This window comes from Micrococcus sp. KRD077, assembly GCF_017168505.1.
In the GTDB taxonomy this organism is placed as follows: Bacteria; Actinomycetota; Actinomycetes; order Actinomycetales; family Micrococcaceae; genus Micrococcus; species Micrococcus luteus.
Genome location: NZ_JABFAZ010000017.1, coordinates 15,353 through 40,833 on the forward strand (window position 1 = coordinate 15,353; position 25,481 = coordinate 40,833).

A 25,481-nucleotide genomic window follows, 5' to 3' on the forward strand; every position below is an offset into this window, starting at 1 on the left:
CTCTCTGTGGGCAGTTCCTCACACCGCGGCGGAGGAGCCGCCCGGTTCACTGGCGTCCATTGTGCCCCATACCCCCGTGCGGGCCGATACCCTGGATCCTCCACCGGGCGCGCGGGCGGTCCCCGTGCGTGGCCGGTGCCGTCGCATCCGAAGGAGGTCGCCCATGCCGCTGGGTCTGACGTGGCTGGACGTCCTGCTCATCGTCGCGCTCGCGATGCTCCTGGTCCAGGGTCACCGTCGTGGCCTGTGGGTGGTGCTGGGCAACCTCGTCGGCCTGGTCGGCGGCGCCGCGATCGCGTTCTACGCCCTGCCGGAGGTGGCGGAGTTCGTCACCGCGCCGCAGTGGCGGTGGGCCGCGCTGATCGCCACCCTCGTCCTGCTCGTGGCGGCGGGCCAGTACGTGGGCGCCGCCATCGGCGAGGCGATCCGGCTGCGCGTGAACCTGCCGGCCCTGCGACTCGTCGACCGTCTGCTCGGCGCGCTCGCCGCCGGTCTCGCGGGCGCCCTCGTCCTCTGGCTCGTGGCGTTCTCCATCGCGGCCTCCGGCTCCACCGCGGTCACCCGTGAGGTGAACCGCTCGCAGGTGATCACGGCGCTGGACACCGTGATGCCCGACTCGCTCCTGGCCTGGGCCGCCCGCTCGCGCTCGGCCGTCGCCGACCTGGACGTGCTGCCGGAGCTCGAGCTGCCCGCCCCCGTCCCGGAGTCCGACGACGGCGTCCGCGCCGCCCCGGCCCCGGCCGCGACGCCGGGTCTGCCCTCGGCCGCCTCCTCCCCGTCCGACACCGCGACGTCCGCCCCGTCCGCCTCGGCGACCCCCGAGGAGCCCGACGACGCCGCCGCGGCGTCGTCGTCCACGGCCGCCGCGCCGTCGGCCACGACGACCGCCCCCGCCTCGTCGACGTCGACGGCCGCCCCCTCGACTCCCGCCGCCTCCTCGGCGTCGGCCGCCGTCGTCCGGCTGACCGGCACGGCCGCGCAGTGCAACCAGGTGCAGAGCGGCTCGGGCGTGGCCGTGGCCCCGGACCGCGTGCTCACGAACGCGCACGTGGTCCTCGGCGTGGACGCCCCCACCGTGACGGACCGCGCCCGCGGCGTGCACGCGGCGCGGATCGTCCACCTGGACACGGCGCACGACCTCGCCGTCCTGGCGGTCGACGACGCGAACCTGCCCGTCATGCCGGTCGGCGCCGAGCTGACGGGCGGCGCGTCGGCCTCCGTCCTGGGCTATCCCGACGGCGGCCCGTTCGCCTCCACCCCCGCGACCGTGCAGGCCGTCGGCGAGGTGCCGCTCGGCGACGTCCTGACCGGTGCCGCGAGCATGGTGGACGTCTACACCCTCGCGGCGGACATCCGCCACGGCTACTCGGGCGGCCCGGTGGTGGACGCCGCCGGGAACCTGGCCGGTCTGGTGTTCGCCCGGGCCCCGGGCTCGGACGCCGTCGGCTACGCCCTGACGGCGGACACCATCGCCCCCGTCGTCGCCGCGGCCCCGGGGATGACGGCCACGGTCCCCTCGGGGGACTGCGTCCCGGGCGGCTGAGCCGGCGCCGCGCCACGCGCCTGACGCCCGCATTCCGGACCGGACTGTCCGGTAACGGCCCGCGTCGACTATTGTGGCATCCGTCACACTCGAGTTTCCCCGACCCTCGGAGGTCCTGCATGTCCAGCACCGTCTCCGCGCCCGCCACGGCGCCGAAGCGCACCCGGGAGGAGTTCACCGGCCGGTGGGCCTTCATCCTGGCGGCCATCGGCTCCGCCGTGGGCCTCGGCAACATCTGGCGCTTCCCCTACGTCGCCTATGAGAACGGCGGCGGCGCGTTCGTCATCCCCTACCTGATCGCGCTGCTCACGGCGGGCATCCCGCTGCTGTTCTTCGACTACGCGATCGGCCACCGCTTCCGCGGCTCCGCGCCTCTGGCGTTCCGGCGCCTGTCCCGGTGGACCGAGGCCGTCGGCTGGTGGCAGGTGCTCATCTGCGTCGTCATCGGGATCTACTACGCCGCGATCATCGGCTGGGCGATCATGTACACCTGGTTCTCCGTGGACCAGCGGTGGGGCGAGGACCCGGAGACCTTCCTCATGGGCGACTACCTGCAGGTCGCCGACGACCCGTCCCCGTCCTTCGACTTCGTCTCGGGCGTCTTCTGGCCCATGCTCGCCGTCTGGGTGATCACGCTGCTCATCATGGGCTTCGGCGTGCGCCGGGGCGTGGCCCTGGCCTCGATGGTCGGCATCCCGCTGCTCATCGTGATGTTCCTGGTCCTCGTCGGCATCGCCCTCACCCTGCCGGGCGCCGCCCAGGGCCTGGACGCGCTGTTCACGCCGAACTGGGCCGCGCTCGCGGACCCGGGCGTCTGGATCGCCGCCTACGGTCAGATCTTCTTCTCGCTGTCCGTCGGCTTCGGCATCATGATCACCTACGCCTCCTACCTCAACCGCCGCACGAACCTCACCGGCTCCGGCCTGGTGGTCGGCTTCTCCAACTCGGGCTTCGAGATCCTGGCCGGCATCGGCGTGTTCTCCGCCCTGGGCTTCATGGCGCAGGCCTCCGGCGTGTCCGTGTCCGAGGTGGCCGGCAGCGGCATCGGCCTGGCGTTCATCGCCTTCCCCACCCTGATCTCGCAGGCCCCGCTCGGCGCCCTGATCGGCGTGCTGTTCTTCGGCTCGCTCGTGGTCGCCGGCTTCACCTCGCTGATCTCGATCCTCGAGGTCGTCATCTCCGCCGTGAAGGACAAGCTCGGCTGGGGCCGCTGGACGGCCACGATCGTGGTGATCGGCCTGTCCGGGGTGGTCTCCCTCGCCCTGTTCTCCACCACCACGGGCCTGCAGATGCTGGACACCATGGACGCGTTCGCCAACAACTTCGGCATCGTGGGCGCGGCGCTCCTGTCGGTGCTCCTGGTCACCGGCGCGCTGGGCTCGGCCCGTCGCATCACGGCGCACCTCAACGCCGTCTCCTCCTTCAAGGTCGGCCGCGGGTACGTGCTGCTGATCGGCGTGCTCATGCCGATCGTGCTCGCCTACATCTGGCTCTCCTGGATCATGAAGGTGATCGCGGAGGGCTATGAGGGCTACCCGGGCGACTTCCTCGGCGTCTTCGGCTGGGGCATCGCGCTCGGCTCCGTCGCCCTGGCGATCCTGCTCTCCCTGATCCCGTGGTCCCGCAAGTCCAACCTCTACGCCGAGGACCTGGACAGCGAGATCCACGGCGACCTCATCCCGCACAACGCCGTGCCCGAGGGCACCGTCCCCACCGGCGCCCTGCCGGTGGTGCCCGCGGCCGCCACCCGGAAGGAGCTCTGACCGATGAGCACCGCAGCGATCGTCATGATGTCCCTGGCCATCCTCCTGGTGTGGGGCGGCCTCGCGGTCTCCGCCGTCCACCTGCTCCGCCACCCGGATGACTCCTCGGGCGACCTCGCCATCGAGGACGAACTGGCCCCCGCCGTGTGGGAGCGCGAGGATGGCCGTCTCGACGCACGGCACCGGTGAGTCGATGAGGGCCCCCGGTCCGTCCGCAGCGGCCCCGTCCGCGGCCTCGGTCGCCGACGGGGCCGCGGGCGTGGTCTCCGCCTCCCTGCCGGTCGTGGCGGTGGACGGGAGCCTGCCGGCCCCGCCCTACCGGCAGATCGTGGACGCGGTCCTGGCCGGCGTCGCCTCCGGATCCCTCGCCCGCGGGGACCGACTGCCGCCCGTGCGTGCGCTCGCGGCCGAGCTCGGCGTGGCACCGGGCACCGTGGCCCGGGCCTACAAGGAGCTCGAGGCGCACGGCACCATCCGCACCCGGGGGCGCGCGGGCACGTTCGTGGCCGCCTCGGCGGACGCCCGCGCGGACGCCGCGCACCAGGCCGTGCGCCGCTGTCTCGACACCCTGCTCGAACGCCTCGGCTACACGCCCGACGAGGCCGTGGAGCTGGTCCGGCGGGACGCGGCCGCCCGCGCCTGAGCCGGGCCCGCCCACCGACGACGCCGCCCCGGACCGCACACAGCGTGCGGACCGGGGCGGCGTCGTCGTGCCGGCTCAGGCCTTCGGGGCGAGCGTCTCCACGATGCGCTGCATGACCGTGGGGTCGGCCAGCGTGGTGGAGTCGCCCGGGTCGCGGCCCTCGGCCACGTCCTTGAGCAGGCGGCGCATGATCTTGCCGGAGCGCGTCTTGGGCAGCTCGGGGACCACGAGCACGCGCTTGGGCTTGGCGATGGGGCCGATGTCCTTGCCCACGTGCTGCCGCAGCTCCTCCTCGACCTCGGCGACGTCGCGATCGGCCGCGGCGGCGTCCTCGGTGAGCAGGACGAACGCGACGACCGCCTCGCCCGTGGTCTCGTCCTTCGCGCCGACCACCGCGGACTCGGCCACGGACGGGTGCGCCACGAGGGAGGACTCGATCTCGGTGGTGGACAGGCGGTGGCCGGAGACGTTCATGACGTCGTCCACGCGGCCCAGCAGCCAGATGTCGCCGTCCTCGTCGTAGCGGGCGCCGTCGCCGGCGAAGTACATGCCGGGGAAGCGGGACCAGTAGGTCTCCTTGAAGCGCTCCCGGTCGCCCCAGATGCCGCGCAGCATGGACGGCCACGGCTCGCGCACCACGAGGAAGCCCGCGCTCGTGTCCGTCATGGGCTCGCCGAGCTCGTCCACGACCTCCAGCACGACGCCGGGCACCGGCCTCTGGGCGGAACCGGGCTTGAGGGTGGTCACGCCGGGCAGCGGGGTGAGCATGTGGGCGCCTGTCTCGGTCTGCCACCAGGTGTCCACGATGGGGCAGCGGCCGGCGCCGATGACCTCGTGGTACCAGCGCCAGGCCTCCGGGTTGATGGCCTCGCCCACGGAGCCGAGCACGCGCAGGCTGGAGAGGTCGTACTCGTCCGGGATGTGCCGGCCCCACTTCATGAACGTGCGGATCGCCGTCGGCGCCGTGTAGAGGATGCTCACGCCGTACTTCTGCACGATCTCCCACCAGCGGCCCTGGTGCGGGGAGTCCGGGGTGCCCTCGTAGATCACCTGGGTGGCGCCGTTGACCAGCGGTGCGTAGGCGACGTAGGAGTGCCCGGTGACCCAGCCGACGTCGGCGGTGCACCAGAAGACGTCCGACTCCGGGTGCAGGTCGAAGGTGTCGTGGTGGGTGGCCGCGGCCTGCACGAGGTAGCCGCCGGTGGTGTGCAGGATGCCCTTCGGCTTCCCGGTGGTACCGGAGGTGTACAGGATGTAGAGCGGGTGCTCGGCGTCGTGCCACACGAGCTCGTGCTCGTCGGACTGGGCGTCCACGACGTCGTGCCACCACAGGTCGCGGCCCTCGGTCATCTCGACCTCGGCCTCGTTGCGGCGGACCACGAGCACGTGCTCGGCCGTGTGGCCGGGCGCGGAGAGGGCCTGGTCCACGGCGGGCTTGAGCATGGAGGGCTTGCCGCGGCGGAAGGAGCCGTCGGCCGTGACGACGAGCTTGGCCTCGGCGTCGTCCACGCGGGAGCGCAGGGCGTCGGAGGAGAAGCCGCCGAAGACCACGGAGTGGACCGCGCCGATGCGCGCGCACGCGAGCATCGTGATGACGGCCTCGGGGATCATCGGCAGGTAGACGGCCACGCGGTCTCCCTTGGTCACGCCGAGGGACTCGAACGCGTTGGCGGCGCGCCGGACCTCGGCGGCCAGGTCGGCGTAGGTGTAGGTGCGGGTGTCACCGGGCTCGCCCTCGAAGTGGATGGCCACGCGGTCGCCGTGGCCGGCCTCGACGTGGCGGTCCAGGGCGTTGTACGCGGCGTTGGTGGTGCCGCCGACGAACCACTTCGCGAAGGGCGCGTCGGACCAGTCCAGGACGTCGGTGAAGTCCTGCTCCCAGTGCAGGATCTCGCGGGCGCGGCGGGCCCAGTAGGCCAGGCGGTCCTCGGCGGCCTCCTCGTAGAGGTCGGCTCCGGCCACCGCCTGGGCGGCGAACTCGGCCGGGGGCGGGAACGTGGGGATCTGCTCGTCCATCGACGGGTCCTTTCGGGGTGGTGCGGTCGGTGCGCGGCGCGGATGTGACGCGTCCCACACTAGTCTCCCGCCTCAGCATGCCGCGCGCGGCGCCGTCGCCACAAATCCTCGGGTCCTGTGTGTCGCCTCGTGCCCGGAAGCGGGGGCCGGACCCGGTACGGACGTCGGCACGCGCCCCGCTCCCTAGGATGGTCGGACCTGAGCGGATCGCACGAAGCGGGAGGACGCGCGGATGGAGACGGAGTCGACGGGCACGCCGACCGGGGAGACCCGGCTGGCCCTGGTGCGCCGGGCGCGGCGGATCGACCGGATCCTGGCCGAGACGTACCCGTACGCCGTCGCCGAGCTGGACTTCGAGACGCCGTTCGAGCTGCTCGTGGCCACGGTGCTGTCCGCCCAGACCACCGACGTGCGGGTCAACGCGGCCACGCCGGCGCTGTTCGCCCGCTTCCCGGATGCCCACGCGATGGCGGCGGCCACCGAGCCCGAGCTGCAGGAGCTCGTGCGCTCCACGGGGTTCTACCGGAACAAGGCCTCCGCGATCCTGCGGCTGTCCCAGGAGCTCGTGGCCCGGCACGACGGCGAGGTCCCCGCCCGTCTCGAGGACCTCGTGGCGCTGCCCGGGGTGGGGCGCAAGACCGCGTTCGTGGTGCTCGGCAACGCCTTCGGCCAGCCCGGGATCACGGTGGACACGCACGTCGGCCGGCTGGCCCGACGCCTGGGGTTCACGGACGAGACCGACCCGGTGAAGGTCGAGCACGCCGTGGGCGCCCTGTTCCCGCGCCGGGACTGGACGATGCTCTCCCACCGGCTGATCTTCCACGGCCGCCGCGTGTGCCACGCGCGCCGCCCGGCGTGCGGGGCGTGCCCGATCGCCCGCTGGTGCCCGTCCTACGGCGAGGGGGAGACCGACCCCGAGCGGGCGCGCGCCCTGCTGGCCTACGAGCTCAAGCCCGGCCGGGAGGAGCTGCTCGAGCTCCTGCGCGCGGGGCGGACGCGCCGGGAGCTGCGCGCCCTCGGCCACGGGCTGGAGGCCTGAGCGCCCGGCCTGCCCGCTCAGCCTTCGGTGAGACCCGCGAGGATCGCGGCGACCGCCCGGCGCGCGTGAGCCCCCACGCCCGCGAGCGTGGCCGAGGCGGCCCCGCACCAGTCGTCGTAGCCGAGCAGGTGCAGCCCCGGCACGTCCACCGAGGCGGTCGGCAGTGCACGCTCCGTCGCCGGCGCCCCGGAGGGGTGGCGGGTCAGCTCGAGGCCCCGCAGATGGCGCAGGTCCGCCCGGAAGCTCGTGCACCAGACGACGTCGTCCACCGGGTGCTCGGCGCCGCGCACCCGGGCCGCGGCGCGGTTGGCGGCGGGCCAGCCGTGGCTCGCGCCGGCGTCGTGGTCCCAGCGGACGCCGTCCGGCGTGAGCGCGGTGGGCGCGGGGACCGCGTGGAGCCCGGCCCCGTCGCGGGCGCGGATCACCGAGGGCACCATGACGATGTCCCCGAGGTCGCCCACGCGCGCCTCGGAGCGGCCCAGCACGCGCGCCGAGGCCCGATCGAAGAGCACCCGCCCGTCCACGTCGTCCGGCATGAACCGGGGCGGACGCCGGGTGGCCCACGTGGTGGCGACACCCGCCAGCAGCAGGTCCGCCGCGATCTGGGCGCCCGAGTTGCCGCCGCCCACCACGAGGACGTGCCGCCCGGTGAACGCGTCGGGGGAGCGGTACGCGGCGGAATGCCGCTGCGTGCCGCCGAAGTGGTCGACGCCCGGGAGGGCCGGCAAGAACGGGCGGGTGAACGAGCCGGTGGCGGAGACCACCGCGCGGGCGCTCAGGGCCGTGCCGTCCTCGAGCCGCAGGGTGAACGGAGGGGACGCGGCGGCGTCGTGCGTCACCTCCGCGACACGCACGCCCCGGCGCACCGGCAGCCCGTAGCGGTCCTCGTAGTCGGCCAGGTAGGCGACGACGTGCCCGGCGTCCGGGGTGCCGGGGCCGGGCGACGGCGGCATGGGTCGGCCCGGCAGGGAGGAGTGCTCGGCGGGGGAGAACAGGCGCAGGGAGTCCCAGTGGTGCGGCCACGCGCCGCCGGGCTGGGCGGACGCGTCGAGCAGGACGAACGACGGCGCCGGGCCCGCCCGGCGTCCGCGGTCGACGTCCCGCGCGGCCCGCGCCAGGAAGTAGCCGGCCGCCAGTCCGGCCTGGCCGGCGCCGATCACCGCGACGTCCACCGGATCCGGGGACGCGGTGGCCGCCGGGGGCGAGGTCAGGGGAGCCGTCATGCCCCGAGGCTACGACCGGCGACTAGCGTGGGGGCCATGCCTGAGACCCCCGCGAGCCCCCGCCCGACCTCCCGCGACGCCGCCGGGACGTCCGACGCGTCCCTGGCGGGCGCGCGTGAGCAGCTGGCGGACCTCGTGGCCCGGTGGGGCGCGCCCCCTGCGGAGGCGCCCGGTCACCACGACCCGGCGTCGCTCACGACGGTCCCGCCCGAGGCCGTGCCGATGTGGGGCTTCGACTGGCCCCGGTCCGGCGATCCGCGCCCCTCCGCCGTGCTGATCCTGTTCGGCGCCCTCGACGACGTCCCCGCCCGTCACGACGCCGAGCGCGTGCACCCGCACGTGGACGTGCTGCTGACCCAGCGCGCCGCCACCCTGCGCCAGCACGCCGGGCAGATCGCGTTCCCCGGCGGTCGCGTCGACCCCGAGGACGGCGACGTCGTGGCCACGGCCCTGCGCGAGGCGCAGGAGGAGACCGGCCTGGACCCGGCCGGCGTGGAGGTCCTGGGCGTGCTGCCGGCGGTGCCGGTGGTGGTCTCCGGGCACGTGGTGCACCCGGTGCTCGGGTGGTGGCGGGACCCCAGCCGCGTGGCGGTGGTCGACCAGGCCGAGGCCGCGGCCGTGTTCCGGATGCCGGTCGCGGACCTGGTGGACCCCGCGAACCGGTGCCGCGTGGCCCGGCCCGGCGGCCGCCGCGGCGAGACGCCGGGCTTCCTCGTGGGCGAGCGCCTGGTGTGGGGGTTCACGGCGGCGCTGCTGGACCGGGTGCTGGGGCTGCTGGGCTGGGACGTGCCGTGGGACGACTCCCGCGTGCGCGACGCGCGGACCCACGAGATCCTGCGCGACTGACGGCTGCGCTCCGCCGTCCGCTCCTGCACAGGCGCCGGAGGGCGGGCCCGTGTCCCCAGCGGCGGGACCGGGGGCGCGGGCACCCGGGCGGGACGGTGGACTGGACCCGTCGCCCCCCGCCCCGCGGCTGACCCCGGCCACGGCCGTGGCCCTCGCCGCGGACCTGGCGGCCCTGCCGTTCACGACCGCCGCCGTCGAGGGGCTGCTCGGACCCGTGGCCACGCTCGCCCTGGACCGCGAGCACGCCGAGGCCGCCCGCCGCGTCGTCGCCGGTCACCTGGCGGGCCCCGGCCGGCACGACGACGCAGCCGGCCCCGGCGACCGGCCCGGCACGCGGGGCCTCGCCGCCGCCGTCGGGGCCTGGCTGCTCGGCGACCCCGTCCCCGCCGCCGACCTCGACGCCGCGCTGCCCAGCCTCGGCCTGGCCGGGGCCGTGGCCGCCGGGCTCGTCGTCGAGGGGCCGGACGGGCGCGTGCGCGGCGCGGTGGACCTCTCGCCGTACGAGGCGGACGAGCCGGGCCGGATGTGGATCGCCTCGGACCTGACGGCCCTGCAGCGGCGCGGCCCGCTGCCTCCCGAGCACGTGCTCGGCGTCGGTCGGGCCTCCCTCACACTCGCCGGCGCCACCCAGCGCCGTCCCGTGGCCCGCGCCCTCGACGTGGGGGTGGGCTGCGGGATCCAGACCCTGCACCTGCTCGCCCACGCCGACCACGTCACCGCCACGGACCTCTCCGAGCGCGCCCTGGCGTTCACCCGGTTCAACCTGCTGCTCAACGCGGACGTGCTCGGCCTCGACCGGGAGCGGCTCGAGGACCGGGTCCGGCTGGCGGCCGGCGATCTGCTGGCGCCGGTGGCGGGGGAGCGGTTCGACCTCGTGGTCTCGAACCCGCCGTTCGTGATCACCCCGCGCACGGACCCGGACGCGCCCGTGCTGACCTACCGCGACGGCGGCGGCGAGGGCGACCGGATCGTCGCGGAGCTGATCGCGGCCCTGCCGGACGTGCTCGCCGAGGGCGGCACCGCGCAGCTGCTCGCCAACTGGGAGATCCCGGCGGGTGACACCGCCGACGCCGACACCGCACCGTGGGACGCGCGCCCGCGTTCGTGGGTGGCGCCGGGGATGCAGGCCTGGTTGCTCCAGCGCGACCGGCAGGACCCCGCGGGCTACGCGGAGACGTGGCTGCAGGACTCCTCGCTCGAGCTCGACCCGCCCGCCTACGAGGCCGCCTACCGCGGGTACCTGGACGACTTCGCCGCGCGCGGGGTCGCGGGCGTGGGCTTCGGCCACGTGTGGCTGCGTCGGCCCGCCGCGGACGGCTCCCAGGGCCGGGCGTGGGTGGTCGCCGAGGAGCTGACCCAGCCGGTCGACGAGGCCCTCGGCACCGCGTGGGCCGCCGCCGTCGCCCGCCGGGACCGGCTCGCCGCCGGCGCCGGGGCGGGGGACGCCGTCGGGGACCCGGCCCTGGCCGCGCTGCGCGGCCTGCACCTGCGCGTGGCCGCGGACGTCACGGAGGAGCGCCACCAGCGGTTCGGGGCAGAGCACCCCGAGGTGATCCTGGCCCGGCAGGGCTCCGGGTTCCGGCGCGTGGCGCGCCTGGACACCGCGACGGCGGGCGTGCTGTCCGCCTCCGACGGTGAGCTGTCCGTGGGGCAGCTGGTGGGCGCGGTCGCCGCGCTGCTGGAGCTGGACGACGTCGGGCGGGCCGGCCTGCTGGCCGCGCTGCGGGAGCTGTACGAGGACGGGTTCCTGGTGGAGGGCTGACGATCGGGCGGTGGCGGGCGCGGGGACGCCGGGCGTTATCGTGGGCACCGCGCCCCCTACGATGTGGGGACGTCCGCCCGACGCCGGCGTGCACCGCGCACCGGCCCGGAACCACCGCCTTCCCCGTCCGAGGAGGACCCCCTTGTCCACGTCATCCGCTTCCGTGACCGCTCCCGTGCCCGAGGGCAAGAAGCTGGTCATCGTGGAGTCCCCGGCCAAGAGCAAGTCCATCGCGAAGTACCTCAACGCGGTGGGCTCCGGCTGGGTGGTGGACTCCTCCGTGGGGCACATCCGCGACCTGCCCAAGCCCTCGGACCTGCCGGCGGACATGAAGAAGGGCCCGTTCGGGAAGTTCGCCGTGGACACGGAGCACGGCTTCACCCCGTACTACGTGGTGCACCCGGACAAGAAGAAGAAGGTCGCGGAGCTCAAGCGCGAGCTCAAGGACGCCGAGGCCCTCTACCTCGCCACGGATGCGGACCGGGAGGGCGAGGCCATCGCCTGGCACCTGCTGGACACCCTCAAGCCCACGGTGCCGGTGTACCGGATGACCTTCGGGGAGATCACCCAGGAGGGCGTGCGCCGAGGCCTGGAGAACATCCGCGAGCTGGACACGGCCCTCGTGGACGCCCAGGAGACGCGCCGCATCCTCGACCGCCTGTTCGGCTACGAGCTCTCGCCGGTGCTGTGGCGCAAGGTCTCCCGCGGGCTCTCGGCGGGCCGCGTGCAGTCGGTGGCCACCCGCCTCGTCGTCGAGCGCGAGCGGGAGCGCATGGCCTTCGTCTCCGCCCACTACTGGGGCGTGGAGGGCACCTTCACGGTGGCCGAGGGCGCGCAGGCCGCGGACGCCGTGGGCAGCTCGTTCACGGCCCGCCTCAGCACGGTGGACGGCGAGCGCGTGGCCACGGGCCGCGACTTCGACGACGCCGGGCGGCTCAAGGCCTCCGCCGGCAAGAAGGTGACCCACCTGGACGAGGCCGGCGCCCGCTCGCTGGCCGAGGGTCTGCGCGGGGCGGACTTCACGGTCGACTCGGTGGAGGACAAGCCGTACACCCGCCGCCCGGCCGCCCCCTTCACCACCTCCACGCTGCAACAGGAGGCCGCCCGCAAGCTCCGCATGAGCTCCCGCGTCTCCATGCAGGTGGCCCAGCGCCTGTACGAGAACGGCTACATCACGTACATGCGCACGGACTCGGTGAACCTCTCGCAGGAAGCCGTGCAGGCCGCCCGGCGCCAGGCCACCGAGCTCTACGGGGCGGACGCCGTGCCGGCCCAGCCGCGCGTCTACGCCAAGCGCAACGAGACCGCGCAGGAGGCCCACGAGGCCATCCGGCCCGCGGGGGACTCCTTCCGGACCCCGGCCCAGGTCAAGGCCGAGCTGCGCCCGGACGAGTTCCGCCTGTACGAGCTGATCTGGAAGCGCACCGTGGCCTCGCAGATGGCCGATGCCAAGGGCTACACCGCCACGCTGCGGCTCTCGGCCACCGCGCAGGACGGCCGCCTCGCGCAGTTCAGCGCCTCGGGCACCGTCATCACGTTCAAGGGCTTCCTCGACGCGTACGAGGAGGGTCGGGACGCCGAGGTCGACGGCGAGAACGCGGAGGCCAAGGACCGCCGCCTGCCGCAGGTGGCCCAGGGCGAGCGCCTCACCGGTGACCCGATCGAGGCCACCGGGCACGAGACCTCCCCGCCGGCCCGCTACACCGAGGCGTCGATCGTCGCCGAGCTGGAGCGCCGCGAGATCGGGCGGCCCTCCACGTACGCCCCGACGATCTCCACGATCATGGACCGCGGTTACGTGTCCAAGCGCGGCACCGCGCTCGTCCCGTCGTGGACCGCGTTCGCGGTGATCGGACTGCTCGAGGACTACTTCGCGAAGTACGTGGACTACGACTTCACGGCCCGCATGGAGGACGACCTCGACCGGATCGCGGCGGGCGAGCTCGGCCGCGAGGCCTGGCTGCAGACCTTCTACTTCGGGGCCCCCGCCGCGGAGACGGAGAAGGGCGTCGAGGGCCTCAAGCACGTGGTGGACAACCTCGGCGAGATCGACGCGCGGGCCGTGAACTCGCTGCCGATCACCGAGGACATCACCCTGCGGGTGGGCCAGTACGGCCCGTACCTGGAGCGGTCGCTGCCGGCCGACGCGGAGGCGGGCGCCACCCCGCCGCGCGCCAACGTCCCCGAGGACCTGGCCCCGGACGAGCTCACCCCGGCCAAGGCCGAGGAGCTGTTCGCCACCGCCCAGCCCTCCGAGCGCGAGCTCGGCACGGACCCGGAGACGGGCCGGACCGTCGTCGCCAGGGACGGGCGCTACGGGCCCTACGTCACCGAGGTCATCCCGGAGATGACCGAGGAGGAGCTGCAGGCCTGGCTCGACGCCCAGCCCACCGAGTACTACAAGAACGGCAAGCCCAAGCCGAAGAAGAAGCCGGCCAAGGAGAAGCCCCGCACCGGCTCCCTCTTCACGAGCATGTCCGTGGACACCGTGACCCTCGAGCAGGCGCTGCAGCTGATGTCCCTGCCGCGCGTCGTGGGCGCGGACGCCGAGGGCGAGGTCATCACCGCCCAGAACGGCCGCTTCGGGCCCTACCTGAAGAAGGGCTCGGACTCGCGCTCGCTCGAGTCCGAGGACCAGATCTTCAGCATCACGCAGGAGCAGGCCCTCGAGATCTACGCCCAGCCGAAGCAGCGTGGCCGCGGGGCCGCCAAGCCGCCGCTGGCCGAGTTCGGCGAGGACCCGGTCTCCGGCAAGAAGGTCACCGTGAAGGAGGGCCGCTTCGGCCCGTACGTCACGGACGGGGTCACCAACATCACCGTCCCGCGCGACCGCCAGCCCGAGGAGCTCACGGCGGAGGAGGCCTACCAGCTGCTCGCGGACAAGCGTGCCAAGGGCCCGGCCACCCGCGGCGGTGCCAAGAAGCCGGCGACCCGCAAAGCCCCGGCCAAGAAGACCACCGCGCGGAAGAAGGCCTGAGCGCCATGCGCCTCGGCGTCCTGGACATCGGATCCAACACCGTCCACCTGCTGCTCGTGGACGCCCACCCGGGGGCCCGCCCCGTCGCCTACGCGGAGCACAAGCGCTCCCTTCCGTTGATCCGCTACCAGGACGCCGACGGGGCGATCACGGAGGAGGGACAGCGGGAGCTCGTGGATTTCGTCCGGGAGGCCGCCGCGTTCGCGGAGGAGCATCGGGCGGAGGACATGATCTCGTTCTGCACCTCGGCGATCCGCGAGTCCGCGAACGGTGCCGCCGTGCTGGCCCGCGTGCAGGCCGAGACCGGTGTGCACCTCTCCGAGCTCACGGGGGACCAGGAGTCGGCCATGACGTACTTCGCCGTGCGCCGCTGGCAGGGCTGGGGCGCCGGCTCCATCCTGAACTTCGACATCGGTGGCGGCTCCTTCGAGATCGCCTACGGCCAGGACGAGCTGCCTTCGCACGCCCTGTCCCTGCCGCTGGGCGCCGGCCGCCTCACCCGCGACTGGGTGCTCGAGGACCCGCCCAGCCCCAAGGCGGTGAATAAGCTCCGCAAGCACGTGGAGAAGCGACTCGAGGAGGCGTATACGGCCTTCCCGCGCATCGAGTCGCCCGTGGTGGTCACCGCCACCTCGAAGACGTTCCGCTCCCTCGCCCGGATCACCGGGGCGGCGCCGTCGGCGGCGGGCCCCTTCGTGAAGCGGCACCTGCGCGCGGACGACCTGCACCTGTGGGTGAACCGCCTCGCGGCGATGACCGTCGCGGAGCGGGCGGAGCTGCCCGGCGTCTCGGACGTGCGCGCGCACCAGGTGTTCGCGGGGGCGATCGTCGCGCTGACGGCCATGCGCACGTTCGGCATCGCCCAGCTCGAGATCTGCCCGTGGGCGCTGCGCGAGGGCCTGATCCTCAACCGCCTCGACGCGCTCATGCTCGAGGGCCACCTCACCCGGGACGGCCGGCCCGGCGTCGGCCACGTGAACCTCAACCCGGACACCCTCCTGCCGGGACTGAGCCTGGGGGTGCGCTGACCATGCCGGACTCCACCGCGCACCTGGCCCCCGCGGCGCGCTTCGGAGCGGACATCCCCGTGACCCTGTCCTCCTCGTCCGTGTTCCCCCTGGGCACCCAGGACGTGTTCGCCACCGCCGAGGACCTCGGCTACGACGGCGTGGAGGTCATGGTCACGCACAACGCGTGGAGCCAGGACGCGCGGCGGCTGACGCGGCTGTCCGAGCGGCACGGGATGCCCATCGACTCCATCCACGCGCCCACCCTGCTGTTCACGCAGCAGGTCTGGGGCTCCGCGTGGTCCAAGATCCGCCGCTCCGTGGAGCTGGCGCAGGCCGTGGGCGCGGCCACCGTGGTGGCCCATCCGCCGTTCCGCTGGCAGGGCACGTACGCGGTGCGCTTCGCCGAGGGCATCCACGAGCTCATGGCGGAGACCGGCGTCGTGATCGCCGTGGAGAACATGTACCCGTGGCGGGCCTACGGCCGCGAGGCCAAGATGTACCTGCCGCACTGGAACCCGCTGCCCGAGCCGTACGAGCACATCTGCTGGGACTTCTCCCACGCGGCCATCGCGCGGGCGGACTCCCTGGCGGCCGTCCGCGAGCTCGGCCCGCGGCTGCGGCACGTCCACCTCACCGACGGCAACGACTCCGGCAAGGACGACCACCTGGTCCCCGGCGAGGGCACGCAGCGCGTGGCCGAGACCCTGCGCCACCTGGCGGCCGAGGGCCTGGCCGGTGCGGTGTGCGTGGAGGTGGGCACCCGCGGCGTGGAGTACGCGGGCCAGCGCGAGGAGAAGCTGGCCGCCTCGCTCGCCTTCGCGCGCGAGCACCTGGCCGCCGGCGGGACCGACCACCACGACGACGACGGCGTTCCGCGCCCGACCACGAAGGAGACGGACCGACCATGAAGCTGACCATCCTGGGCCTGGGCACCATGACCGGCGCGATCCTCGCCGGAGCCCTCGACGCCGGCGCCGTGCGCGCCGAGGACGTCACCGCCACCACCCGCTCCGCCGCCTCCGCCGAGAAGGCCGCCGCGCAGCACGGCGTCACCGTGACCTCCCAGGAGCGGGACGAACGCGCCAACCATGCCGCGGTCGCCGAGGCGGACATCGTCCTGGTGGGCGTGAAGCCGAAGGACATGGTCGCCACCCTCACGGACCTGGCGCCGTCGCTGCGCCCCGAGACCGTGGTGGTGTCCGTGGCAGCCGGCGTCACCGCCGCGACCATGGCCGCCGTGCTGCCGGCGGGGCAGCCGATCGTGCGGACCATGCCGAACACGCCCCTGACGGTGGGCTCCGGCGTCGTGGGCGTGGCTCCCGGGCCGGGCGTCACCGAGGAGCAGGCCACCGCCGTGCGCGCTCTCTTCGAGGGCTCCGGCCTGGTGGTGCCGGTGGCCGAGGAGCAGCTCTCCGCCGTGGTGGCCACCGCCGGCTCCGCCCCGGCCTACGTGTTCCTGCTGGCCGAGCTGATCGCCGCCCACGGTGCGGAGATGGGACTGGACGCCGCCTCCGCCGAGGCCATGGCCGCGGCCACCGTCAAGGGCGCCGGCATCATGCTCCAGCAGGAGGGGGCCAGGGCCGAGGCTCTGCGCAAGGCCGTGATGAGCCCGAACGGCACCACCGAGAAGGCCGTGGAGGCGTTCCTGGACGGCGGCATGGGCGACCTCGTGAACCGTGCCATGGACGCGGCCGCGCAGCGCGACAAGGAGATGGCCGAGGAGTTCGGGGCCTGACGGCTCCGGCGTGCCTCAGGGCCGGGCGGCGAACCGGTCGATGAGGTCGGTGTGGCCCGAGACGATGAGGGTGTCGCGCGGGCCCACCCGGGTGTCCGGCTGGGCGTAGGTGAAGTCCTCGCCCGGGGTCTTCACGCCCACCACGGTCACGCCGTACTTGGAGCGCACGTGGGACTCGGCGAGCGTGAAGCCCACGCACTCGGCCGGCGGGTACATCTTCACGATCGCGAAGTCGTCGTCGAACTCGATGAAGTCGAGCATGCGCCCGTTCACGAGGTGGGCGGCGCGCACGCCGGCGTCGTGCTCCGGGAAGATCACATGGTTCGCCCCGATCCGCTTGAGGATCGTGCCGTGCGCCTCGCTGATCGCCTTCACCCAGATGTGCGGGATCTCCAGGTCCACGAGGTTCACGGTGATCAGCACCGATGCCTCGATGGAGGTGCCCACGCCGACCACCGCCGTCGAGAAGTCCTGCGCGCCGAGCTGGCGCAGGGCCTCGGGGTCGGTGGCGTCCGCCTCCACCACGTGGGTCAGCGAGGGGGCGTAGCGCTGCACGAGGACGGGGTCCCGCTCGACGGCGAGCACCTCGCGCCCCTGTGCGACGAGCTCCTCGGCCGTGGCGGCGCCGAAGCGGCCCAGCCCCACGACGAGCACGGGGGCGTTGGGATCGGTGCGCTGCGGGGTGTCAGCCAATGACCGGCCTCTCGACGGGGTAGCGGTAGAGCACGCGCCGCTGGCGCAGGGCCAGGGCGGCGGCGAACGTGATCGTACCAACGCGGCCCGCGAACATCATGGCCGTCAGGACGTACTTGCCGGCCGGTGGGCTCTCCGCGGAGACGCCCACGGAGAGCCCGCACGTGCCGAACGCGGAGATCACCTCGAACAGGGGTCGCTGGAGGGACTCGTCGGTGATGTGCACCAGCGCCAGAGTGGCCACGAGCACGAGGGTGGCCCCGAGTGCGAGCACCGCGATGGCCACGCGCAGGGACTCGGGGGCGATCGTGCGGCCGTGCGCCGTCACCTCGCGGTCGCCGCGCGCCTCCGCCACGATCGCGAGGAACATGATCGCCAGCGTGGTCACCTTGATGCCGCCCGCGGTGGAGGCGGACCCACCGCCCACGAACATCAGCGCGTCCATGAGCAGCAGGGACTCGGGCTGGTGCGCGTTCGTGTCGTCGATCGCGAAGCCTCCGGAGCGGGTCATCACGGAGCCGAACAGGGAGTGCCCGACCCGCTGCCAGAAGCCCATGCCGGCCTGGGTCGCCGGGTTGCCCGCCTCGAAGAAGAAGAGGGCGACGGCGCCGAGCACCAGCAGGGCCAGCGTCACCTCGACCGTGAGCTTGGTGTGCAGGTTCCACTCCCGGAACCGCCACCCCTTCTCCAGCAGCACCATGACCACGGGGAAGCCGAGCGCGCCGAGGAACACGCCGACGCCGAGCACCGTGATGACCACCGGGTCGTGCATGATCTCCGGCAGGCCGTCCACGTGCAGGGTGAACCCCGCGTTGTTGAAGGCGCTGACCGAGTAGAAGACACCGTGCCACAGGCCGGTGAGCCACGAGCCGGAGATGGCCGCGAACCGCGGCACGAGGACGAGCGCCAGCGCGGCCTCGGCGGTCAGCACCGTCACGACGACGACGCGCAGCAGCTGGCCGACCTCGCCGAGACTGCCGGAGGTCATGCCCGCCTGCTGCGTCGCCAGCTTCGACCTCAGGCCCAGATGCCGGGAGACGGCCAACGTGAGCAGCGAGGCCATCGAGAGGATGCCCAGGCCGCCGATCTGGATGGCCACGAGGATGACCACCTGGCCCGCGGGGGACCAGTGCTCGGCCGTGTTGACGGTGGTCAGACCGGTCACGGAGAAGGCGGAGACCGCGGTGAACATGGCGTCGTGCAGGGGGGTGGCGTGGCCGTCCGCCGCGGCCCACGGCAGGGCGAGGAGCCCGGTGAACACCAGGGCCATGAGGGCGAAGGCGGAGAGGGCGGCGCGGGCCGGGGAGCCGCCCACCACCGAGCTGACGGCACGGCCCGAGCGCCGCAGCGCCGTGCGCAGGTCGGTCGAGGACTCCAGCGTGGAGGCCTGGCCGGGCCGGGGGAGTCCGCCGGGCCGGCGCACCCCGCCGTGGCGGCGGGCGTGCGGGGTCGGACGGGGACCTGCCACGGGGCACCTCCTGCACGGGGACGGGGAACGGACCGGCTCCCAGTATCGCGCGCCCCTGAGGCCCGCGCGTCACGCGGGTGAGACATCCGAGGCGCTCGTCGCCACCGTGCCGCCCGGAGCCCTAGGCTGGACCGTGATGAGCACCACGTCCACCCCTCCCGCTCCCACCCCCGCCGCTGTGGTGTGGGACTCCAGCCTGCTCCGCTACCGGTTCAGCGCGGAGCACCCGATGGCGCCCCTGCGGCTGGACCTCACGCACCGGCTCGTGGAGGCGTTCGGCCTGCTGGACGCGCCCCACGTGCGGATCGTGGAGCCGCCCGTGGCCACGGACGAGCAGCTCGCCCTCGTCCACGACCCCGAGTACGTCGCCGCCGTCCGCCGGGCCGCGGCGACGTCGTCGGCCGAGGACGGCCGCTTCGGCCTGGGCACCGAGGACTGTCCCGTGTTCCCGGACCTGCACGAGTCCGCCGCCCGGATCGCGGGCGGCTCCCTCGCGGCGGCCGAGGCCATCTGGTCCGGCGAGGTGGACCGCGCCGTGAACTTCGCCGGCGGCATGCACCACGCCGCCCGGTCCTCGGCGTCCGGGTTCTGCATCTACAACGACTGCGCCGTGGCCATCCAGCGCCTGCTGGACCTCGGCGCGGAGCGCGTGGCCTACGTCGACGTGGACGCGCACCACGGCGACGGCACGCAGTCGGTCTTCTACGACGACCCCCGCGTGCTCACCATCTCCCTGCACGAGACGGGCATCAGCCTGTTCCCGGGCACGGGCTTCGCCAATGAGATCGGCGGCGCGGCCGCCCAGGGCACGGCGGTGAACGTCGCGCTGCCCCCGCGCACCGGCGACGCCGGCTTCCTGCGCGCCGCCCACGCCGTGGTCCCGCCGCTGCTGGAGGCGTTCGCCCCGGACGTGCTGGTCAGCCAGCACGGCTGCGACGGCCACCGCACGGACCCGCTCGCCGACCTGCGGCTGACCGTGGACGGCCAGCGCCAGCTCGCGTTCGACGTCGGCGACTGGGCCGACCGGTTCGCGCACGGCCGGTGGCTGGCCACCGGGGGTGGCGGCTACAACCCGCTGCGGGTGGTGCCGCGCGCGTGGGCCCACCTGACCGCCGCCGTCCTGCAGACCCCGATCCCGGTGAAGAGCGAGATCCCCGCCGCCTGGATCGAGCACGTCCGGGCCCTCACCGCGGACGAGCTGACCGGGGACATGTCCGTGCACGTGGGGGACGACGCCGAGCGGATCCCCACCGTGATGGGCGAGGACGCGGACGTGTGGTGGCGCTCGTGGGAGGTGGGCTACGACCCGGCCGACCCGGTGGACCAGTCGATCATGGCCACGCGCCGCGAGGTGTTCCCGCTGCACGGGCTGGACCCCTGGTTCGACTGAGCCGGCCCGCGTCCCGGTTCGACCGCGGCCCGTGCGGCCGGTATTGTGGCCGAGAACGTTTCCAGGCGTTCCACATCCGGTGGAATGCGGGTCGGCGTGTCCGGCGCCCCGGATGCCTGCGGTCCCACGACCGCCGACCCTCGCCCCGATTCAAGGAGTCCCCATGGGATCTGTGATCAAGAAGCGCCGCAAGCGCATGTCGAAGAAGAAGCACCGCAAGCTGCTTCGCAAGACCCGTCACCAGCGTCGCAACAAGAAGTGACGCCCGCGCCCTCCGGGCGCTGACGAGACGAAGCCGCCGTCCCCTTCCGGGGGGACGGCGGCTTCGTCGTGGACGGCGATCCGTAGAGTGGGGCCATGACCGCCGACCTGCCCGCCGCCACCGCCCGCGTCCAGCTGCTCGTGAAGCCCGGCTGTCACCTGTGCGCCGAGGCCGAGGCCGCGGTGGCGCAGGTGTGCGATGCGCGGGGCGAGGCCTGGGAGGCCGTCGACGGCGCCGCGCACCCGGCCCTGCTCGAGCGGTTCGCGGACGAGGTGCCCGTGCTGTTCGTCGACGGCGTCCAGCGCGACTTCTGGCGCGTGGACCCGGCCCGCCTGGGCCGGCTCCTGGACGCCCCGCGGGTCTGAGCGGGCTCAGCGGCGCGCGAAGCGCTGCCAGGCCTTCAGCCGCATGTACTCCGTGGCGTCCGGGCGGTAGGCGAACACGATGCCGGCGACGCCGAGGCCCACCCACACCAGGTCCAGCGGGCTGAACGCCCCCATCACGGCGTTGGAGACCAGCACCAGCACGGACAGGGCCGCCAGCACCGTTCCGACGATGCGCGCGGCGCGCGAGCCGCCGCGGATCGCGAACGCCACCCACAGGTAGACGAGGAACGCGAGCACGCCGAACACGGCCGCCGTCGTGGCGAGGGCCGGGAGCATCCCGTCCATCATGGCGCGCATCTGCTCCGCCTGGTCGGCGGGCAGATCCATCTGCTCGACGGACCGGTCCAGCTCCTGCTGGATCGCGGCCTGGCCTTCCGGCTGGGTGAGGGCGAAGGCCGCCAGCAGGGTCGTCGCCAGCAGCAGGAGGCCGCCCGAGACGATCAGCCAGAACGCGGCCGTCAGGGAGCGCGGCCGCGGGGGCAGCTCGACCGGGCCGGGAGACTGCCAGCCGGCCGGGCCGTGGGGGGAGGGGGCCTGGGGCATCCCCGCCTGGCCCGGGGCGCCGTACGGAGTCGCCGGCGGTGCGCCGTAGGGGTTCTGGCCGTACGGGCTCGCACCCGCCGGGTCGGGGGAGCCCGGGGTCGACCCCTGCGGGACGGCGCCGTACGGGTCGGCGCCGTACGGGTTCTGGCTGCCGTGGGGATCGGTGGGCGAGGTGCCGGACATGGGGCCTCCTAGCGACGCCGACGCTCGCGGCGTCTCGGTGCGGACGGGGGTGGCGGCGCGGTCGCGCCGAGCTGTGCTCCACGCTACCGCCGGGGCCACCGGTCCGCCTCTGCCAGACTGGCCCCATGCAGACGCTCGCCACCGTCCACCTGGTCCGCCACGGAGAAGTCCACAACCCCGATCGTGTCCTCTACGGCCGCCTGCCGGAGTTCGGGCTCTCGGAGCTCGGCCACGAGATGGCCCGGGGCGTGGCCGCGTGGTTCGAGGAGCGTGCCGCGCAGACCGGCCGGGCGCCCGCCGTCGTCGCCGCCTCCCCGCTGACCCGCGCGCAGCAGACCGCCGCGCCCATCGCGGCCGCGTTCGACCTGCCGCTGGTCACCGAGCCGGACCTGATCGAGGCGGAGAACGCCTTCGAGGGCATGTCCCAGGTGGCGGCGTCGCTGAAGCGGAACCCGCGGCTGTGGCCCCGGCTGCGCAATCCCCTGCGCCCGTCCTGGGGCGAGCCGTACCGCGCGCAGGCCGCCCGGATGCTGGCCGTCGTCGACCGGCTCCGCGGCGAGGCCGTGGCCGCCGAGGGGCCCGGCGCCGAGTCCGTGCTCGTCTCGCACCAGCTGCCGATCTGGGTGACGCGCCTGGCCGTCGAGGGCCGTCCGCTGTGGCACGACCCGCGCTGGCGTGAGTGCTCGCTGACCTCCGTGACCTCGCTCGTGTACGAGGAAGGGCGCAGGGTGCCGCGCGTCGAGTACCACGAACCGAACCAGGCCCTGCTCAAGGACGCCTCCTCCCTGCCGGGCGCCTGAGGCCCCGACGGCGGCCGGCGTCGACGACGCCGGCCGCGGCCTCCCACGGGGTGGGGGTGTGACGTCCAGGGTTCAGTCAGAATGCGGGGCGGACAGTAGACTTCCCAGGTCCCCGGAATCCAGCGCCGCGCATCCCCTGGAGGGCAGTCACGCCATGCACACCCCGCCCCGTCCGTCCCGCCGCACCCTGCTGACCGGCCTCGCCCTCGCCAGCCTGGCGCCGGCGCTCGCGGCCTGCTCGGGCGGTGACGACTCGCTCGCGCGGCAGGCGGGCAACGCGGACGGCAAGAACTACATCGCCGGCGACGGCTCCGTCCTGGAGATCGCCCCCGCCGAGCGCGGCGCCCCCGTGGAGTTTGCCGCCGAGCTCTTCGACGGCACCCCCGTGACCGGCGCGAGCCTGCGCGGCACCCCCGCCCTGCTGAACTTCTGGTACGCCGCCTGCGCGCCGTGCCGCGTCGAGGCCCCCCACCTCGTCTCCCTGCACGAGCAGTTCGCCCCGCAGGGGGTGCGGTTCCTCGGCGTGAACGTCCGGGACACCGTCACCACCGCGCAGGCCTTCGAGCGCACCTTCGAGATCCCCTACCCGTCCATCGAGGACGCCCGCGGGGACGTGCTCCTGAACATGACCGACTACGTGCCCCCGCAGGCCGTGCCCTCCACCCTCGTCCTGGACGTCGAGGGCCGCGTGGCCGCCCGCGTGCTCGGCGCCGTGGAGGAGTCCACCCTGCGCGCCCTGCTCACCACCGTGGTGGACGAGGCCGCGGCCTGACCCGGCCGCCGTGTCCATGCAGAGCAACCCCTTCGCCGAGATCGCCCTCGACGGCTCCCTGCTGCTGGCCGCGCCGATCGCCGTGCTGGCCGGCCTGATCTCCTTCCTCTCCCCGTGCGTGCTGCCGCTCGTGCCCGGCTACCTCGGGTACGTCACCGGCCTCGGCGGGGACGTGCTCACCAGCCGCCGCCGCGGGCGCCTCGTGCTCGGCTCCGTGCTGTTCGTGCTCGGGTTCGCCGTGGTGTTCGTGGGCATCACCGTGGTGTTCACCCAGGCCATGGTCTGGCTGCGGCGCGACGGCGCCTGGGTCACCCCCGTGCTCGGCGTGCTCGTGATGCTCATGGGCCTCGTGTTCCTCGGCGGCGGCGGCCGGCTTCAGCAGGAGCGCCGCGTCCACTTCAAGCCCGCCGCCGGCCTGGTCGGCGCGCCCCTGCTGGGCATGACCTTCGGCCTGGGCTGGGCGCCGTGCATCGGCCCCACCATGGCCGCCGTCCTGGCCATGTCCACGGCCAGCTCCGGCTCCGTGGGCCGCGGCGCCCTGCTCGCCTTCCTCTACTGCCTCGGCCTGGGCCTGCCGTTCGTGCTCATGGCCCTCGGCATGGAGCGCGGCATGCGGGCCCTCGGGTTCTTCCGCCGGCACCGCGTGCTGATCATGCGCCTCGGCGGCGCCCTGCTGATCGCGCTGGGCCTGCTCATGGTCACCGGCGTCTGGACCGCCTGGACCACGCAGCTGCAGCTGTGGTTCGCCAACGAATGGGAGATGCCCCTGTGAGCTCCAAGGCCGCCCGGACGCGCTCCGAGCCCGTCACCCTGCCGCGCCTCGGCCTGGCGGGCACCCTGCGCTGGATCTGGACCCAGCTGACCAGCATGAGCACCGCGCTCATGCTGCTGCTCCTGCTCGCCGTCGCCGCCGTGCCCGGCTCCCTCGTGCCCCAGCGCCGTGCCGGCCCCGAGATCGTGGACCAGTGGATCGAGGACAACCCCGTGTGGGGCCCCGTCCTGGACGCCCTGCAGTTCTTCGACGTCTACAACTCCGTCTGGTTCTCGGCCATCTACCTGCTGCTGTTCGTCTCCCTCGTGGGCTGCGTGTGGCCGCGCGCCATCCAGCACGCCAAGGCCCTGCGCCAGCCCCCGGCCCGCACCCCCCGCAACCTGACGCGCCTGCCGGCCTCCGGCGTCGTCGTCCTCGAGGAGGGCGGCCCGAGCCCCGAGGAGGCCGTGGCCAGAGCCCAGGCGTGGCTGCGCAAGCGCCGCTACCGCGTGGAGCACCGCCCCGAGGCCGGCGGCGCGTCCGTGGGCGCCGAGCGCGGATACCTGCGCGAGATCGGCAACATCCTGTTCCACGTCTCGCTGATCGGCGTGCTCGTGTTCATGGCCTACGGCGGCATGACCAAGTACGGCGGGCAGAAGATCATCGTGGAGGGCGAGGGCTTCGCCAACAACCTCGTGGCCTACGACTCCTTCACCCCCGGCACCTACTTCAGCGCGGACGACCTCCAGCCGTTCTCCCTCACCCTCGACTCCTTCGACGCCGTGTTCGACCGCGAGTCCGAGACCCACTACGGCCAGCCGCTGGACTACACCGCCGTCATGGACGTCCGCGAGGGCTCCGGCGGCGAGCTCCAGCGCCAGATCCTCAAGGTCAACCAGCCGCTGGACATCGACGGCGTGCGCGTCTACCTCGTGGGCAACGGCTACGCGCCCGTGGTGACCATCCGCGACGGCGCCGGGGACGTGGCCTTCCAGGGCCCCGTGGTCACCCGCGTGTTCGACCAGAACTACGGCTCGCAGGCCACCATCAAGGTCCCCGACGCGCGGCCGGACCAGCTGGGCTTCGTCGGCTTCTTCCTGCCCTCGGCGGTGGAGGACGAGGAAGGCGCCGCGTTCTCCGCGGACCCCGAGCTGCTCAACCCGGAGCTGCAGCTGAACTCGTACTACGGGGACCTCGGCCTGGACACCGGCCGCCCGCAGAACGTGTACGTGCTGGACACCGCATCCCTCACCGAGCTCAACAGCCGCACCAACGAGAACGGCGGCATCGTGCTCAGCCCGGGCCAGACGTACGAGCTGCCCGAGGGCAAGGGCTCCATCAGCTTCGACGGCGTCCGCCGCTACGTCGGCCTGGACATCCACTACGACCCGGGCAAGTGGGGCGTCGGCGTGTTCGCCGGCACCGCCCTGCTCGGCCTGGCGATCAGTCTGTTCGTCCGCCGCCGCCGCGTGTGGGTGCGCGCCCGCACCGACGACGACGGCCGCACCCGCGTGGAGTACGCGCTGCTCGCCCGCGGCGAGGAGTTCGGCCTCCACGAGGAGCACGTGGCCCTGCGCGCCGCCATGGAGAAGTGGTGGCCCATCGTCGCCGCCACCGAGACGGCCGACGACGCCGCGGCCGGTGCCGCCCCCCAGTCCACCTCCACCACCCCCGAG

General features: G+C 73.9%; 23 protein-coding genes. 18 read left to right on the plus strand and 5 right to left on the minus strand.

The features are described from left to right. Window positions 1–163 precede the first annotated feature (163 nt). The 4 genes from J1M39_RS04995 (at window position 164) to J1M39_RS05010 (ending at window position 3,949) form a co-directional block, all read left to right on the plus strand. Window positions 164–1,543 carry a MarP family serine protease gene (locus J1M39_RS04995; protein ID WP_141843889.1) on the plus strand — a complete coding sequence of 460 codons (1,380 nt, stop codon included), beginning with the start codon at window positions 164–166 and terminating at the stop codon, window positions 1,541–1,543. 119 nt (window positions 1,544–1,662) lie between these two features. Further along, on the plus strand, window positions 1,663–3,306 hold the full coding sequence (locus J1M39_RS05000) for a sodium-dependent transporter (RefSeq protein WP_206496520.1): 1,644 nt from the start codon (window positions 1,663–1,665) through the stop codon (window positions 3,304–3,306). A 3-nt stretch (window positions 3,307–3,309) separates the two neighbouring features. Beyond that, window positions 3,310–3,495: a methionine/alanine import family NSS transporter small subunit gene (locus J1M39_RS05005; protein ID WP_036338231.1), complete on the plus strand. Its 186-nt coding sequence runs from the start codon at window positions 3,310–3,312 to the stop codon at window positions 3,493–3,495. Further along, window positions 3,467–3,949, plus strand: a complete 483-nt coding sequence (locus tag J1M39_RS05010; protein WP_036314285.1) for a GntR family transcriptional regulator — start codon at window positions 3,467–3,469, stop codon at window positions 3,947–3,949. Before J1M39_RS05005 ends, J1M39_RS05010 begins: the two co-directional genes overlap by 29 nt. A gap of 75 nt (window positions 3,950–4,024) precedes the next feature. Here J1M39_RS05010 and acs read toward each other — a convergent pair whose 3' ends face one another. Continuing rightward, window positions 4,025–5,965, minus strand: a complete 1,941-nt coding sequence (gene acs / locus J1M39_RS05015) for an acetate--CoA ligase (protein WP_206496521.1) — start codon at window positions 5,963–5,965, stop codon at window positions 4,025–4,027. 232 nt (window positions 5,966–6,197) lie between these two features. Here acs and nth point away from each other — a divergent pair, with 232 nt between their 5' ends. Further along, on the plus strand, window positions 6,198–7,004 hold the full coding sequence (gene nth / locus J1M39_RS05020) for an endonuclease III (protein ID WP_061867655.1): 807 nt from the start codon (window positions 6,198–6,200) through the stop codon (window positions 7,002–7,004). A 17-nt stretch (window positions 7,005–7,021) separates the two neighbouring features. Here nth and J1M39_RS05025 read toward each other — a convergent pair whose 3' ends face one another. Then, complete coding sequence (locus J1M39_RS05025) at window positions 7,022–8,227, minus strand: NAD(P)-binding domain-containing protein (RefSeq protein WP_136939929.1); 1,206 nt, start codon at window positions 8,225–8,227, stop codon at window positions 7,022–7,024. 36 nt (window positions 8,228–8,263) lie between these two features. On the opposite strand from J1M39_RS05025, the gene J1M39_RS05030 reads away from it, so the two are divergent. The 6 genes from J1M39_RS05030 to proC all read left to right on the plus strand — a co-directional run bounded on the left by J1M39_RS05030 (window position 8,264) and on the right by proC (window position 16,557). Continuing rightward, window positions 8,264–9,073: an NUDIX hydrolase gene (locus tag J1M39_RS05030; protein WP_206496522.1), complete on the plus strand. Its 810-nt coding sequence runs from the start codon at window positions 8,264–8,266 to the stop codon at window positions 9,071–9,073. 49 nt (window positions 9,074–9,122) lie between these two features. Beyond that, window positions 9,123–10,835, plus strand: a complete 1,713-nt coding sequence (locus J1M39_RS05035; protein WP_342356366.1) for a DUF7059 domain-containing protein — start codon at window positions 9,123–9,125, stop codon at window positions 10,833–10,835. 142 nt (window positions 10,836–10,977) lie between these two features. Continuing rightward, entirely contained in the window at window positions 10,978–13,812 is a 2,835-nt protein-coding gene (gene topA / locus J1M39_RS05040) for a type I DNA topoisomerase (RefSeq protein ID WP_206496523.1), read from the plus strand. Between the two features lie 5 nt (window positions 13,813–13,817). After that, a complete protein-coding gene (locus J1M39_RS05045) occupies window positions 13,818–14,840 on the plus strand; it encodes a Ppx/GppA phosphatase family protein (protein ID WP_206496524.1) in 1,023 nt (340 codons plus the stop codon). A gap of 2 nt (window positions 14,841–14,842) precedes the next feature. Further along, window positions 14,843–15,730: a sugar phosphate isomerase/epimerase family protein gene (locus tag J1M39_RS05050; RefSeq protein ID WP_206496525.1), complete on the plus strand. Its 888-nt coding sequence runs from the start codon at window positions 14,843–14,845 to the stop codon at window positions 15,728–15,730. Beyond that, entirely contained in the window at window positions 15,727–16,557 is an 831-nt protein-coding gene (gene proC / locus J1M39_RS05055; RefSeq protein ID WP_206496526.1) for a pyrroline-5-carboxylate reductase, read from the plus strand. Before J1M39_RS05050 ends, proC begins: the two co-directional genes overlap by 4 nt. Window positions 16,558–16,572: 15 nt before the next feature. Here the strand turns inward: proC and J1M39_RS05060 are convergent, their stop codons facing one another. Together J1M39_RS05060 and J1M39_RS05065 are read right to left on the minus strand one after the other, a co-directional pair. Continuing rightward, complete coding sequence (locus J1M39_RS05060) at window positions 16,573–17,250, minus strand: potassium channel family protein (protein WP_065572451.1); 678 nt, start codon at window positions 17,248–17,250, stop codon at window positions 16,573–16,575. Then, window positions 17,243–18,718, minus strand: a complete 1,476-nt coding sequence (locus J1M39_RS05065; protein ID WP_098470739.1) for a TrkH family potassium uptake protein — start codon at window positions 18,716–18,718, stop codon at window positions 17,243–17,245. Before J1M39_RS05065 ends, J1M39_RS05060 begins: the two co-directional genes overlap by 8 nt. A gap of 136 nt (window positions 18,719–18,854) precedes the next feature. On the opposite strand from J1M39_RS05065, the gene J1M39_RS05070 reads away from it, so the two are divergent. From J1M39_RS05070 to J1M39_RS05080, 3 genes are all read left to right on the plus strand, one after another. After that, on the plus strand, window positions 18,855–20,108 hold the full coding sequence (locus tag J1M39_RS05070; protein ID WP_206496527.1) for an acetoin utilization protein AcuC: 1,254 nt from the start codon (window positions 18,855–18,857) through the stop codon (window positions 20,106–20,108). Between the two features lie 163 nt (window positions 20,109–20,271). After that, a complete protein-coding gene (locus J1M39_RS05075) occupies window positions 20,272–20,370 on the plus strand; it encodes a 30S ribosomal protein bS22 (RefSeq protein ID WP_005504750.1) in 99 nt (32 codons plus the stop codon). A 95-nt stretch (window positions 20,371–20,465) separates the two neighbouring features. Continuing rightward, entirely contained in the window at window positions 20,466–20,735 is a 270-nt protein-coding gene (locus J1M39_RS05080) for a glutaredoxin family protein (RefSeq protein ID WP_036317272.1), read from the plus strand. Between the two features lie 6 nt (window positions 20,736–20,741). On the opposite strand, the gene J1M39_RS05085 is transcribed toward J1M39_RS05080, so the two are convergent. Then, window positions 20,742–21,482: a hypothetical protein gene (locus J1M39_RS05085; RefSeq protein ID WP_206496528.1), complete on the minus strand. Its 741-nt coding sequence runs from the start codon at window positions 21,480–21,482 to the stop codon at window positions 20,742–20,744. Between the two features lie 125 nt (window positions 21,483–21,607). On the opposite strand from J1M39_RS05085, the gene J1M39_RS05090 reads away from it, so the two are divergent. The 4 genes from J1M39_RS05090 to resB form a co-directional block, all read left to right on the plus strand. Continuing rightward, window positions 21,608–22,282, plus strand: coding sequence for a histidine phosphatase family protein (locus J1M39_RS05090; RefSeq protein WP_206496529.1), 675 nt, complete (start codon window positions 21,608–21,610; stop codon window positions 22,280–22,282). A gap of 154 nt (window positions 22,283–22,436) precedes the next feature. Continuing rightward, window positions 22,437–23,054, plus strand: coding sequence for a TlpA family protein disulfide reductase (locus J1M39_RS05095; protein WP_036317264.1), 618 nt, complete (start codon window positions 22,437–22,439; stop codon window positions 23,052–23,054). Between the two features lie 16 nt (window positions 23,055–23,070). Then, a complete protein-coding gene (locus J1M39_RS05100) occupies window positions 23,071–23,826 on the plus strand; it encodes a cytochrome c biogenesis CcdA family protein (protein WP_036336893.1) in 756 nt (251 codons plus the stop codon). Beyond that, window positions 23,823–25,481, plus strand: a 1,659-nt coding sequence (gene resB / locus J1M39_RS05105) for a cytochrome c biogenesis protein ResB (protein WP_206496530.1), incomplete at its 3' end; no start/stop codon positions are given. The genes J1M39_RS05100 and resB, both read left to right, overlap by 4 nt.

Coding starts and splice junctions, on each gene's coding strand:
- J1M39_RS05070 (WP_206496527.1), top strand. CDS start 18,855: ATGAGCACCACGTCCACCCCTCCCGCTCCCACCCCCGCCGCTGTGGTG.
- J1M39_RS05050 (WP_206496525.1), top strand. CDS start 14,843: ATGCCGGACTCCACCGCGCACCTGGCCCCCGCGGCGCGCTTCGGAGCG.
- J1M39_RS05100 (WP_036336893.1), top strand. CDS start 23,071: ATGCAGAGCAACCCCTTCGCCGAGATCGCCCTCGACGGCTCCCTGCTG.
- J1M39_RS05010 (WP_036314285.1), top strand. CDS start 3,467: ATGGCCGTCTCGACGCACGGCACCGGTGAGTCGATGAGGGCCCCCGGT.
- J1M39_RS04995 (WP_141843889.1), top strand. CDS start 164: ATGCCGCTGGGTCTGACGTGGCTGGACGTCCTGCTCATCGTCGCGCTC.
- proC (WP_206496526.1), top strand. CDS start 15,727: ATGAAGCTGACCATCCTGGGCCTGGGCACCATGACCGGCGCGATCCTC.
- J1M39_RS05085 (WP_206496528.1), bottom strand. CDS start 21,482: ATGTCCGGCACCTCGCCCACCGATCCCCACGGCAGCCAGAACCCGTAC.
- J1M39_RS05030 (WP_206496522.1), top strand. CDS start 8,264: ATGCCTGAGACCCCCGCGAGCCCCCGCCCGACCTCCCGCGACGCCGCC.
- J1M39_RS05090 (WP_206496529.1), top strand. CDS start 21,608: ATGCAGACGCTCGCCACCGTCCACCTGGTCCGCCACGGAGAAGTCCAC.
- J1M39_RS05075 (WP_005504750.1), top strand. CDS start 20,272: ATGGGATCTGTGATCAAGAAGCGCCGCAAGCGCATGTCGAAGAAGAAG.
- J1M39_RS05025 (WP_136939929.1), bottom strand. CDS start 8,227: ATGACGGCTCCCCTGACCTCGCCCCCGGCGGCCACCGCGTCCCCGGAT.
- J1M39_RS05005 (WP_036338231.1), top strand. CDS start 3,310: ATGAGCACCGCAGCGATCGTCATGATGTCCCTGGCCATCCTCCTGGTG.
- J1M39_RS05095 (WP_036317264.1), top strand. CDS start 22,437: ATGCACACCCCGCCCCGTCCGTCCCGCCGCACCCTGCTGACCGGCCTC.
- J1M39_RS05000 (WP_206496520.1), top strand. CDS start 1,663: ATGTCCAGCACCGTCTCCGCGCCCGCCACGGCGCCGAAGCGCACCCGG.
- acs (WP_206496521.1), bottom strand. CDS start 5,965: ATGGACGAGCAGATCCCCACGTTCCCGCCCCCGGCCGAGTTCGCCGCC.
- J1M39_RS05080 (WP_036317272.1), top strand. CDS start 20,466: ATGACCGCCGACCTGCCCGCCGCCACCGCCCGCGTCCAGCTGCTCGTG.
- J1M39_RS05045 (WP_206496524.1), top strand. CDS start 13,818: ATGCGCCTCGGCGTCCTGGACATCGGATCCAACACCGTCCACCTGCTG.
- nth (WP_061867655.1), top strand. CDS start 6,198: ATGGAGACGGAGTCGACGGGCACGCCGACCGGGGAGACCCGGCTGGCC.